Origin of the sequence: Mediterraneibacter agrestimuris, assembly GCF_943193195.1 — a bacterium.
GTDB lineage: Bacteria > Bacillota > Clostridia > Lachnospirales > Lachnospiraceae > Schaedlerella > Schaedlerella agrestimuris.
In genome coordinates this window covers 58,866-72,038 of sequence record NZ_CALPDG010000001.1, presented here as the reverse complement: position 1 = coordinate 72,038, position 13,173 = coordinate 58,866, and the positions used below count along the sequence as shown (strand labels likewise).

Annotated in this window: 8 protein-coding genes; all 8 read left to right on the top strand. The window is 42.3% G+C overall.

Annotation, left to right across the window (positions count from 1 at the left end):
- Positions 1-20: 20 nt before the first annotated feature.
- A complete protein-coding gene (locus NFS18_RS00350) occupies positions 21-1,034 on the top strand; it encodes an SIS domain-containing protein (RefSeq protein ID WP_251386533.1) in 1,014 nt (337 codons plus the stop codon).
- An 8-nt stretch (positions 1,035-1,042) separates the two neighbouring features.
- Positions 1,043-1,708, top strand: a complete 666-nt coding sequence (locus tag NFS18_RS00345; RefSeq protein WP_251386532.1) for an HAD family hydrolase — start codon at positions 1,043-1,045, stop codon at positions 1,706-1,708.
- A 204-nt stretch (positions 1,709-1,912) separates the two neighbouring features.
- Positions 1,913-2,674: a GntR family transcriptional regulator gene (locus tag NFS18_RS00340; RefSeq protein ID WP_251386531.1), complete on the top strand. Its 762-nt coding sequence runs from the start codon at positions 1,913-1,915 to the stop codon at positions 2,672-2,674.
- Positions 2,664-3,398 (top strand): GntR family transcriptional regulator, encoded by a 735-nt coding sequence (locus NFS18_RS00335; RefSeq protein ID WP_251386530.1) that lies wholly within the window; start codon positions 2,664-2,666, stop codon positions 3,396-3,398. Before NFS18_RS00340 ends, NFS18_RS00335 begins: the two co-directional genes overlap by 11 nt.
- Before the next feature lie 121 nt (positions 3,399-3,519).
- A complete protein-coding gene (locus NFS18_RS00330) occupies positions 3,520-4,443 on the top strand; it encodes a bifunctional hydroxymethylpyrimidine kinase/phosphomethylpyrimidine kinase (protein WP_251386529.1) in 924 nt (307 codons plus the stop codon).
- A gap of 58 nt (positions 4,444-4,501) precedes the next feature.
- Positions 4,502-5,824, top strand: coding sequence for a class I SAM-dependent methyltransferase (locus NFS18_RS00325; RefSeq protein WP_251386527.1), 1,323 nt, complete (start codon positions 4,502-4,504; stop codon positions 5,822-5,824).
- Positions 5,730-8,177 (top strand): C39 family peptidase, encoded by a 2,448-nt coding sequence (locus tag NFS18_RS00320; protein ID WP_251386525.1) that lies wholly within the window; start codon positions 5,730-5,732, stop codon positions 8,175-8,177. Before NFS18_RS00325 ends, NFS18_RS00320 begins: the two co-directional genes overlap by 95 nt.
- A gap of 227 nt (positions 8,178-8,404) precedes the next feature.
- On the top strand, positions 8,405-13,162 hold the full coding sequence (locus NFS18_RS00315) for a SpaA isopeptide-forming pilin-related protein (protein WP_251386524.1): 4,758 nt from the start codon (positions 8,405-8,407) through the stop codon (positions 13,160-13,162).
- Positions 13,163-13,173: the final 11 nt, after the last annotated feature.

Genomic DNA, 13,173 nt, shown 5'->3' with positions numbered 1-13,173 from the left:
AGCTTAAGGAGGAAATGAAAATGGCATTGAGAAATTTTAAAATGGAGAAGTATTTAAAAGATGGTGAGAAGACATATTCACTTCGCAGTGAGATCGAGACGTTGATAGACAAACTGACAGCAGGCGATTATGACAGTGTATGTCTTCTTGGAATCGGAGGAACGTGGGCTGAGTGGTATCCGGTAACAGAGGTTGCAAAGAAATATACAGATCTTCCGATTTATTTGGAAAATGCAGCGGAATTTATGGTTAAGGACAAAAAACATATCACAGATAAAACATTGATATTTACATCTTCTGCATCCGGAGATACAAAGGAGATATTGAACGCAGTAAAACTTTGTAAGGAAATGGGATTGAATGTATATGGATTTACAAAAGATGAGACAACTCCTCTTGCAGAGCTTCTGACAGATCCAATCTACAATGCCTGCGGTGACTGTGAACACTCTTATCTGATTTATTATTTTGTTGTATTGAGAATTCTTAAAAACAGAGGGGATTTTCCGCAGTATGACAGATGGGCAGATCAGATGAAGAATATTTTCAAGGCACTGGTTGCAGTAAGGGAGAAGTTTGAGCCGCAGGCGGCTGAAATTGCAAAGAAATATGCATTAGAGCCATATACAATGTTTACAGGATCCGGTGTTCTCTGGGGAGAAACTTATTTGTTTACTATGTGCATTCTTGAGGAAATGCAGTGGGTGAGAACAAAAGCTGTTACATCGGCAGACTTTTTCCACGGTCCGTTGGAGCTGGTGGATGACAGAGTTCCGGTGTTTGTGATTAAAGGCGAAGACGAGTACAGACCGTTGGATGAACGTGTAGAACGTTTTGTAAAAGAGCATACGAAGAAGGCTGTTATCATTGATACAAAGGATTATGTGCTGGAAGGAATTGACGATGATTTCCGTGTGATCTGTTCTCCGATGATCATTACTGCAATTCTGACAGAAAGGCTGGCAATTCATTATGAATTAAATACCGGACACAGTCTGGAGTTCAGACGTTATTATCGTCAGTTCCAATATTAGGAGCGAAGATGAGACAGCGGATAAAAGCAGTTATTTTTGATATGGACGGCGTCATTATAGACAGTGAACCAGTGTATAACAACTGGCTGGAAAGGTTTCTGAGTGTTAATGGAATTCAGGTAACAGAAGAGGAATTATGCCGAATGGCGGGGATATCTTCCCAGGATTACAGGAGGACTCTGGAAAAATGGTGGGTGAGTGCAGGGAAGAAAATCCCCATGGGGGAAGATGTCTACGAAATATTTAATTTATTCTGTGAGGACTATCCGTTTTCGGCAAAGGAAATCATGAATCCACAGCTTAGAGAAGTTGTCGGATGCCTGAAAATGAAAGGGCTTAAAATTGCGCTGGCTTCTTCCTCTTCACTGAAAGAGATTAAGAAGGTGATGGAGGAGATTGAACTTGAACCGTGGTTTGACGTCATAATGAGCGGGGCAGATTTAAAAGAAAGCAAGCCAAATCCGGAAATATATATCCGGACGCTGGAAGAATTGGGGATGATGCCAGAAGAGTGTCTTGCGGTTGAGGATTCTTCTTATGGAATACAGGCGGCACATGCGGCAGGGATTCCGGTGGCGGCGATCCGTGATGAAAGATTTGGATTTGATCAGAGCAGCGCAGATTTTCTTATCAGCCGTCTGAATGAAATTCTAGATATTATTCAACATAATTAAATAGTATTTGGCATACAGAGCATGTTCATGGCGGACATGCTCTGTTTTGTGTAATACAGAAAAATTATTGTTACTGCTCACTCATGGGATGTGCACCACACTGCATGGTAACAGGCCAGTATATTCTGGTATGTGTTTTTGTAAAAATGGATTGGAAAAGCAGTCCAAAATTGGTATACTGATTATGTCAGGAGGTTTGGGAAAGTGAAACTACTTAACAAGGATGAATTTTTGGCAGATGAATTGAAATATTATTTTATAAAAAATAATATTCAGCCGGGGATGAAATTGCCGTCGGAGAGGGAATTGGCAGAACAATATGGAGTTCAGCGTGCAACTGTGCGCTCTGCATATCGAATGCTTGAAGAAGAGGGAATCATTGAGATTCAGGAGAGAAGCGGACGTTATATGGGGCATGAGAGGATTGTAACAGATCTCCGGCAGATTAAGTCTTTTAGTGAGAAACTGAATCATATAGGAATGCGGATTGAGAATAAGCTGCTGGCATTTGAACTGGTAGAAGTTGACAAGCAGTTATCCGGAAAGGTCAAACTTCCAATAGGCACTTCTTTGAATAAGATAACAAGAGTGAGAAAAGTTTGGTGGAAGGAGGAGCTCCTGCCGATTTTGATCGAGTATGCTTATGTTCCAGAGAGTATAGCAGACAAGCTGATAAAATATGATCTGGAGGAAAATTCTCTGTTTGATATTTTGCGGAATGGGTACGGACGTATTCCGAAGCGTGAAGAACAGATTATAGAGATTGTATATGCGGATGAATTTGAAGCAAAGACACTGAAAGTGGATAAGATGACACCGCTTGTGCTGAAAGAAGGAATCACCTATGATGGGGAGGGTAATATTCTGCAATATATACATGCGGTGATGAACAAAGACTGGGTTTCTTTTGAACAGAGAAATGAACAGATAGAACAGAAAATGGGAGCGGTATTATATGGATTATAGAATGCCTTTATATATTCAGCTTCAGGATGTTATAGTGAAGAGAATTGAAGAGAAGAAATATCTGCCGGGAGAGGCAATCCCAAGTGAAAGAAAAATGGCGGAAACATATGGCGTTAACCGAATGACTGTGAAACGTGCAGTGGAACGTCTGGTAGACGAAGGATATCTTGTACGTAAGCCTGGTGCAGGAACATTTGTAGCTAAGAGAGATAATAAAAAGATTGATTTTGATTATGCTTTGGAGGCAGACAATGTAGGAATCAGTGCAATGCTGAGAAAAACAGATATTACTTTGACGAATAAGGTGCTGGGAAAGGGCGGTGTGCAGGGAAACCATTATCTGAATTACCAGCTATGCCTGCCGATGTCAGAAACGGTATGGGGAATAGAGCGTGTGAGACTCGGCAATGGAGAACCATTTGCAATTGAATGTACTTTTGTACCGGAGAAATATTTCGAGGATATTGAGAAATTTGATTTTGCAAAGGTATCTCTCTATGATTATATGGATGCAAAAGGACATTTGCCTGTACATTTTACACAGAAGCTTGTTGTATGCAACGCAGACGATAAAGCGGCGGAACTTCTGAAATTAAAGAAAGGGACTGCAATTTTCCTGATAGAGTATCAGGGCGCTGATCAGGACGATCAAGTTGTGGAGTATACGCGAAGTTATATGAATCCTTCTTTTACGGAGTTCCGTTATAACGCAGAGAGTGATTAGGACAGGCTGTTCGTCATACTTGACATTTGAGGGAAAAAACGGCATTCTGTAAGGAGAGTTTTAAAAGGAATAACAGTTCAGCTCTTTGACTGGATTGATTGTAATCAAAAAGAGGTACACTATGACAAAAAGAATAGCAGTTATCAATGATTTGTCCGGATTCGGAAGATGCTCTTTAACGGCGGCAATTCCAGTGATTTCAGTAATGGGAGCACAGCCGTGTCCGCTGCCTACGGCAGTATTGAGCGCACAGACCGGGTTTTCCAGTTATTATTTTGATGATTATACAGAAAAAATGGAATATTTCCGTCAGGAATGGGAGAAAATGGGAGCATGTTTTGACGGGATTTATACCGGGTTTATGGGAAGTGATGCGCAGATTCAGCAAGTATTTTGCTTTCTGGATACATTTTATAAAGAAGATACGGTCCTTCTGGTGGATCCGATCATGGGAGATGAAGGGACCCGTTTTTCATTTTGTACAGATACGCTGCTGTGTGATATGAAGGCATTGGCAGCACGGGCAGATGTGGTGACGCCGAATCTTATGGAACTGTGTCTGCTGACGGATAGCGATTATAAGGAAATTATCCGCATAGCCAGGGAAAAGGAAGGCCCGGCAGATTCCGTCCTGGATAAACCGGAGAATGGAGATTTGAATTTTTGCCGGAATAAAGAACATTTGATTAAAGAGATAGAACGATTAGCGGGAGAACTTCTTGCTCAGGGAGTCAAAACGGTTATCGTAACCGGAATCCGATTCTTTGATGAAAAGGAAGACCAGATGAAAATCGGCAATTTGACGGTAACAAAACAGCGTACAGAGCTGTCGGCTTTTCCATATATCGGTGGAAGCTTTTCCGGTACAGGTGATTTGTTTGCTTCAGTTGTAGCAGGAGGAATTATCAGGAATGACGATATTTTCCAAACGGTGGAACTGGCAGGAGCGTTTATAGGAGCGGCGACATCAGATTCAGCAAAAGAACGTGTGTCGCGCAATGAGGGGGCAAATTTTGAGAAATATCTTGGAATGCTATTGAAATAGCAGAAAATTCACTGTCATAGATACTTGATTGATATAGATTGAGATTTAAGGAAAGAATATGAATGAAATAGAAGCATTATTAAGTAATACATTAAACAGGGATTTTATACAGGCGGTTATCAGCAATCCCCGCACAAAAGAGGGGATCCTGAAAATCAAGGTTCGGCCGGTAGAGATTAAGGAGAAGCGTTTGTTTCAGTGTGAATCTTTTACGAAGACACAAGTGTTTCATGAAAATCTGGATGTGGCAGAGGCTGTGGAACGGATAGACAATGCGATGGGTGAATTCCGTCAGATGCAGTTATCTTCCGGAGATATGGATTATACCGTGCTGATTAGTAAAAAGAGTAAAGTGACGATCCAGAAACGAAAAGTAGAAGGCAGAAAATCAGGGCAGATGGATGTTTCTCATAACCGGAGCAAGCGGTATATCCTGCAGGAAGGGATTATGGTTCCTTTTTTGCAGGACCTGGGAGTCATGACACAGGAAGGTAAGATTGTCCGTACGAAGTTCGATAAGTTTCGCCAGATCAATCGTTTTCTGGAATTTATCGAGGATATTCTCCCGCAGCTTGATAAGAAGCGGGAGGTAACTATTCTGGATTTTGGCTGCGGCAAATCATATCTCACATTTGCCATGTATTATTATCTGCATGAGATGAAAAAATATGATATTCGTATTATTGGTCTGGATTTAAAGAAGGAGGTTATCCGGCACTGTAATGAACTGGCGGAGAAATACGGTTATAAAAAGCTGACATTCCGTGTGGGGGATATTGCAGATTACGAAGGGGTCAGTGAAGTGGATATGGTTGTGACGCTTCATGCCTGTGATACAGCTACGGATTATGCGCTGGCGAAGGCGGTTGGCTGGAATGCACGGGTGATTCTTTCAGTTCCGTGCTGTCAGCATGAATTGAACAGACAGATTGAAAATGATGTGCTGGCGCCGATCATGAGATACGGACTTCTGAAAGAACGGTTTGCGGCGCTTGTGACGGATGGTCTGCGCGCAGAGTATCTGGAAAGTGAAGGGTATCATGTACAGGTAATGGAGTTTATCGACATGGAGCATACACCGAAAAATATTCTTCTGCGGGCTGTAAAGAATCCTGCTTTGTCTTACGCAAAAATTGCAAAACCGCAGGCTGTTAGAAATGCGGATCAGGCGGAAGAAAACAGGCAGAAAAAGCTGGATGAGATCAGGGAGTGTGAAACATTTTTGAAGGTAGAACCGATGTTGGGAAAATTATTAAAAAGATCATATAATATGGGGATAGAAATATATGAAAGTAAGAATAAAAAATATTTGCAAGAGGACGGGGATTCTGCTGGGAATATTTATAGCGGCGCTTGTCGTCAGCTCGCTGATCACGAATAGAGGACCGGATGACCGGACGGTGGGGATCGGTGACCCGACACTGCCGAGAGTCTCTTTTATGGTGGCAGATCAGGCGGTAAATGTGCTGCCGGGATATACGGAAGAGATGGATATTACAGCAATGCGTGATACGATTACGCCGGTTGGTGATAACGGGATGCTGATGATGAACCTGCAGCGTAATGGAAATGATATCACTGATATTCGTTATGAAGTATGTTCATTAGATGGTGAGACTGTTTATTTGAAAAGTGTGGTTAAGGATATTTCACGAACGAATGTGACGCTGGATCTGAATGCGGGACTGCCGGAGGATACAGCGGAATCTGTTCTTCGGGTGGAAATGGAGCGTGATAGTGGAGAAAAAGTGTATTTTTACACACGAATCGAGAGGCAGCAGGACTTGCGGATTAAGGAATGCCTGGAATTTGCACAAGATTTTCATAAGAAAGCTATTGCCAAGGACGGAAATACTCTGGCTAAGTATCTGGAACCCAATGATGAGAGTGATAATACGACACTGCAGACTGTCAATATTCATTCTAATCTGGCTCATGTGGAATGGGGAGATATGGAACCGAAGCTGGTAACAGATGTGGAGTGGGGGATCAAGGAGTGCAACAGTGTCTTTACTTCTCTGCGGGCTGAGTATCAGGTGACAGCCAGAGGGGACAGCGGCGAAGAAGAAACTTATAATGTCAAAGAGTTTTTCCGGGTGAGATACAGCAATGAAGAGATGTTCCTGTTGGATTATAACCGGACTATGAATCAGGTGTTTGACGGAAATCAAGCTGTATTGGATGAAAATGGTATTATGCTTGGAATGGCAGACGCGGATGTGGATTATGTGACGAACAAGAAAGGGACTGTGATATCATTTGTTCAGGAACGGGTCCTTTGGACATATCATGTGAAAAATGGTGAATTATCTCAGGTGTTCAGCTTTGCCAAAGCGGAAGGGCGCGATGCGCGCAGCCGGAATGATGAACATGAAGTACGTATCATCAGTATGGAAGACGATGGAAGCACTACATTTGCCGTATATGGATATATGAACTGCGGAGAACACGAGGGTAAAGTGGGGGTCAATGTATTTTATTTTGACATCAGAGAAAATGCAGTGAGAGAGATTGCATTTATTCCAAGTACGAAATCATTTGCAATTGCAGAAGATGAACTGGGAAAAATGGTGTATTACAACCAGCAGGAACATCTTTTGTATGTGCTTGCTGGCGGTACACTGTATTGTGCAGACGTGGGAAGCGGCAGACAGAAAGTACTGGCAGAGGAACTGACAGAAGGGCAGTATGCCGCAAGCGCAGACGGACATCTGATAGCATATCAGATTGATGGGGGGCTGAATGAAGCGGAAGAAGTCCGGGTGATGAATCTGGCAGCCGGAGAATTCTATGATGTGGAAGCACCAAAAGGTTCTTATATCCGGCCGCTGGGATTTATTAATAATGATTTTATCTGCGGTTACGGAAAGACAGTGGATAAGGGAAAGACAGTAGCAGGCGAAACTGTCATACCGATGTATGAGATGGAGATATTTGATAAGTCAGAAAAGTCTCTGAAGAAATATTCACAAGAAAATATTTATATTTCTGATATATTTGTAGAAGAAAATTTGGTGACCGTTAATCGCGTCAAAAAGACAGACGGAATTTATACAAGCACGGAGCAGGATTATATCACAAGTAACGAAGAACGAAGGGAAAGCGCTGTGACGGTAGAAACATTTGTGACAGAGTTAAAAGAAACGCAGGTGCGTCTGACATTTACAGAGGGTCTCAAAAAAATATCGCCGAAGATTCTGCGTCCGAAGCTGGTCAGCATTGATGAAGCTGTGACGATTGCGTTTGATGATAAGATGAAGAAAGATAAATACTATGTATACGGGGTTGGCGAACTGGTTGCAGTATATGACAAGGCGGCTTATGCGATCCAGAAAGCAGAGCAGATTTCTGGTGTTGTGATTTCTTCTGAACAGGCATATATCTGGGAAAAGGGAAACCGGGACTTGGCGTATACGGTTGAGGTGGAAGCTTTCCGGAAGGCGGATGGTCAGACAAGTATGGAAGCATGTGTGGAATATATGGAGCGATATAAGGCGAAGCGGATCGACCTGACGGGATGTACGCTGAGTCAGGTACTGTATATTATCAACAAGGGAATGCCGGTGATCGCAATGCCGGATCCCGGTCATGCGGTTCTTGTGGTGGGATATACGACAGATGTAGTCATTTATATGGATCCCGAGAATGGAAGTATAACTGCCTTATCAATGGATGAAATGGATGCGATGATGGCAGGAAGCGGAAATACGTTTATAGGATATTGTAAGGTATAAATAGAAAACCACTCTTTAAAATCTGAGGTGAATGAGAAAATCAGATTTTGGAGAGTGGTTTTATTTTTGTTGCCGGACGTGCGATAAAACAGTCCGGCGGACTGTTTTGAGTAAGAAAAATCCATTTTCAGTAATTTCAAACAGGGTACATTGCAAACAATAATTTCATATGTATAATCAAAAATACTGGCAGACAAAATTAAAGAAGTGGAAAAGGGTGTCAATGGATGAAAGGGCATGAAAAAAAGAAATCAATAATTGCGAAAACATTAGCTGTTATGCTTATGATTGGTATGATGGGGAATACAGGAAGCGTACAGGCAGAAAATACGAGCGACATTGATAACAGTAGCTATATTGCTCAGGACAGTGGGGATCCAGCCGATATAGAAGCTGAAACGGATGATCAGACTGCAGTGGAAGCTGTTGATGTAGACGTTATAGAGGTAGAACCTGTAATTGGAGAAGCCGAATTAACTTTTTCAAGGAAGTTATTTAAAGACAATACATGGATATCAGGACAGCCGGAAGAGAGTAAAATCTTAAAGGATGGGGAAATGGTATCATTTGATGACCAGTTAATTATGGAATATTTATTTGCAGTACCAGAGGAGGAGTTGGATGAGAGGTCAGGTAAGGAATATCGTCTTGAGCTTCCGGATGGACTGAGATGGAAGAGTGCAGTGCCAGATACACCATTGTGTTTAGAAGGTTCTGCTATACCGTATGCAACGCTTCGTTGTAAAAAAACGGACGGAGAAATTAGTGCCAGTCTCATTTTTGAAAGCAATTTGGAGATAAAAGCGCCGGATGGAATTGATGGAGCCTATGTATTTTTAGGGTGTAAGCTTGATGAGGTTAAGCTGGGCAGACCGGATGAATCTGAGCAATGCGAGATTGTATTAGACAGTGAAACATTGACTATATTAATTCAAGAAAATCAGCCGAGAGCTTCTTCCTTGTCAGAGAAAACGGGAGCATATGCCAACGGAATATTTACATGGACGATAATATATGAGCCGGGCAAGAAAGAGGCAGATTTGCCGTTGGCTTTGGTGGATGAGTTTGATTCGGCATACCATGAATACAGGCAGGGGAGTTTTAAAATAAATGATATTAATGTTACAGACGCAGTGTTACAGGTGGATACTACAGAAACCGTCACAACAATTAAGTGTATAATTCCGGAGGAGGTATCCGAAAAGAGTGATCCGGTAACGATTACTTATGAAACAACGCTTACGGATAAAGGACTTGCTTCCATAACTGACAGGAAAGTGACAAATAAAGCATGGTTAACGAATGCTAAGGGGGATAAAGTGGGAACAGAGGTCACCGGAGAGGCGATGTTCAAGAAAGTTGACTGGCTTTTGAAAGAAAGTGTGGGCGGACTTAAAGAAGATTTAAAAGGGAAATATGTTGAATGGGAAGTAACAGTCAATACAAACGGTAAGGACTTGAATAAGCTGATTTTGCATGACCGGATGACAAACGGGCAGGAATATGCCGAATTTAATGCTTTAGATATTACGATTAAAGCATACCGGTCTGGGACGGAGACAGATGAGACAGCCGTTGACTTTGGACACATGATAAACGTATCTCCGAATGAGGACAGATTTGATCTGATATTTAATACGGATAAGCTTGCAGATCAGTATAAAGTGAACTACAAAACTTATATCAGCGAAGAGTATTTCCATAGTGAAAATTATAAAGAATTTATAAATAATGCAACATTGGAGTATGAATGGATGACCGATGACGGCGGCATGGTAGGACCGGAAACTCCGCCAACGGTTAGTAAGCCGATCGGTGTTGATGGGCGGCTGATTACAAAGGCAGGCGCCGGATACAATCCAGGCAGCCATGAGATTACATGGAAGGTCGAAGTGAATCCGCGTGGATTAGATTTATCAGGGATTGTGATCACAGACGATATAAAGGCATATGGACAGACTTATGTAAAGGATAGTCTGGATGCGCAGTTAACGGATCCGTCGGTTGATTCGAAGGTGGAAATAGATGATGATACGGGAATTTTAACGGTTAGATTTGAGAATATAGGAACAAAAACAATTACATATACATTTAAGACAACAGTCGATGATCCGGGTGATTATGCTTATAATCTCACCAAAAAAGATTATAAGAATACGGTTAATGCAGAGGCAGTATTAAATAATGGTACTCCAGGCAGCAAGCTTACTGCAAGTGCAGCAGGCACACAGGCCATTACGAGTAATGTATTACAAAAGAAAGCCGAAGGATACGACTACAGCGATAATACGATTGGATGGTGTATTACTGTAAATAAAAACAAAATGCCAATGAAATCTGCTGCTGACGTTCTTGTCACAGATATTTTGGAGAATGGTCTGTCATATGTAGATGGTTCTATGCGTGTAACGAAGGAAGATAACAACGGCAATATAGTAGAATTTACAGGTATTACAGATAAAAAAATTACTACTACAGACGGAAAAGAGCAAGTTGTATTTAAATATGATAGCAGTCAAGAGCTGAATGATGAAATCTTTATTCGATTCCGTACCAAAGCAGCAGTAGATGAAATTGATGGATTTAAAAATAGTACAGGTATTAAAATATCCAATACAGCGGTTCTGAAACGTACCGATTTTGATGATGTGGAGGAGTCCGCAGAACAACAGATTGATAACCGGATTCTGGATAAATCGGGTAAATACAATAAAGAGCAGGGAACGATTGAATACAGCGTGAATTTGAACCCGCACAGAATACAATTGGATGATGCCATAGTGAGAGATGAACTTCCTGAGGGGTTGCAGATTGATAAGGATACAATCAAGCTGTACGAAGCGAATGTAGATAAAACGGGAGGTTTTACACAGGGTACAGAGGTGAATCTCGCTGATATCTTAACAGTAAATGTGCTGGAACGATGGTTTGAAATTAAACTTCCATCAGCAAAAAAAGCGTATGTACTTCAATATACTACAGATGTGACAGACCTTACAAAGCCATCGTTCAGCAATAAAATCTCATTGAAGGGAATCACAGGCGGAGTGTCCGGATCAGATGGGAATGCTGCAGGTCCGGGAGCCGGCGGAGGCGGAGGCGGGGGAACCTCTTCGCCGAAGGTTAATCTGACATTAAATAAGGCAGATGCTTTACGTCCGGGTGTGAAATTGGCAGGAGCTGTGTTCCGGATTTATGATGAAGACGGTCCGATGAATGATGCCGTTTCTGATGCGGATGGAAACGTTGTGTTTCGTTATTTGAAACGGGGAAAGACTTATACAGTTGAAGAGATAACTCCGCCGCAAGGGTATCATAAATTGGACGATCTGGTCAAAATTGAAATAATCAAAGATACAGTGGCAATGCCAAAGGAGTATACATATCCGGTTCCGATTAAAAATGAGCCTGTGAAGGGAAGTATTTCTTTTGTAAAGAAAAATGATCTGGGACGCGTTCTGGAAGGCGCCGAGTTTACTTTAACAGATAAGACAACAGGAAGTACATGGAGTCAGGCGGCGATCAGCGGGGCAGACGGTAAGGTTACATTTACTGATATTCCATATGGGGTGTATAGTTTGAAGGAGACGAAGACACCTGATCATCATGTGCCGGATAACAAAGAGTATACGCTGACAGTAGACAAGGATGGCAATGTAATGATTACTGACCCGTCAGATTCTGCAGAGCCGGATAAACCACGGGATGAGATTATGAATGTGTCCGAGAAGGCAGCCATCAGAATCGAAAAGATAGACAGAGATACACTGGCTGGGTTAAAAGGTGTAGAATTCTCACTCTACAGTTCGCAAGAGGAACTGATAACGAAGACGGCAACAGATGATATGGGAATCGCAGTATTTGATAATCTGGAAACCGGACTTGATTATATCATTCGAGAGACTGTACCGAAGGGGTATGCTGCTGAACAGGTTAGTCAGAAGGTAATTCTGCCGGAGAGCGGCGTGAACCTGACATGGGAAAATTATCGTGCAGAGGATGTGACCATTACTGTGGAGGATGGCGAGGATAAGACTCCGCTTCTGAATGTTCTGTGGGGAATATGGCGGAAAAATTCAGGCGAGACATGGGAGGATGTGAAGGATAAGAATCCAGACAAATCAGTACGAAGTGATAAGAATGGCAGGATTGTATTTCAGGATTTACCTGAAGGGGATTACTGGATATATATGCTGGAACGGCCGGAAGGATATGAGATGGACAGTCATTTTTTGGAAGTGAGCGTGGGATTTGATATGCAGGGGGATTCAATTATTACAATTAAGAATCCGGTAACCGGAGAAGAGATAAAGGATGGTATCGTTGATGTAATACCGGAGAAATGGGTGCTGACAATTACAAAAATAATTGAGGGAACGAAGATTCCGCTTGAGGGATCCGTATTCGGAGTTTATTCCGATGAAGAGTGCAAAATGCTGGTGGAGGAAAGAATCAGCGGAAAGGATGGTCTTGTTATATTTGAAAATCTTTTGGAAACAAAATCATATTGGCTGAAGGAGTTAAAGGCGCCGGAAAATTACGAATTAGATTCCAATGTATACGCATTGGATTATACAAAAGCTGATATGATAATTGGGAATGCACCAAAGCCGGAGAAACCGATTAACCCGGAGGAACCGGAACCGCCGATTGCGCCGGAGAAGCCGGATACAAAGCCGAACCCGCCGATTGCGCCGGAGAAGCCGGAAATAAAGCCGGACCCGCCGATTGCGCCGGAGAAACCGGATACAAAGCCGGACCCGCCGATTGTGCCGGAGAAGCCGGAAATAAAGCCAAATCCGGGATTGCAAAAGGAAGCGCTGGACAGTGACAGTAAAGCTGCTTCCGCAAAGAAAATTCATTTCCCAAAAACTGGAGATGATGTATCATGGATGTGGTATCTGGTAATTGTATTGTTGACGGGTGTACCCGTGGTAGTTGCAGTGTTCTATCGGATTTTTATGAAGAAGCGCGAAGAAGTGTAATAAACTGTTTG

Bases quoted from the DNA above. Each gene is read 5' to 3' on its own strand.
- NFS18_RS00350 (WP_251386533.1), top strand. From the start codon at position 21: ATGGCATTGAGAAATTTTAAAATGGAGAAGTATTTAAAAGATGGTGAG.
- NFS18_RS00345 (WP_251386532.1), top strand. From the start codon at position 1,043: ATGAGACAGCGGATAAAAGCAGTTATTTTTGATATGGACGGCGTCATT.
- NFS18_RS00335 (WP_251386530.1), top strand. From the start codon at position 2,664: ATGGATTATAGAATGCCTTTATATATTCAGCTTCAGGATGTTATAGTG.
- NFS18_RS00330 (WP_251386529.1), top strand. From the start codon at position 3,520: ATGACAAAAAGAATAGCAGTTATCAATGATTTGTCCGGATTCGGAAGA.
- NFS18_RS00325 (WP_251386527.1), top strand. From the start codon at position 4,502: ATGAATGAAATAGAAGCATTATTAAGTAATACATTAAACAGGGATTTT.
- NFS18_RS00320 (WP_251386525.1), top strand. From the start codon at position 5,730: ATGAAAGTAAGAATAAAAAATATTTGCAAGAGGACGGGGATTCTGCTG.
- NFS18_RS00315 (WP_251386524.1), top strand. From the start codon at position 8,405: ATGAAAGGGCATGAAAAAAAGAAATCAATAATTGCGAAAACATTAGCT.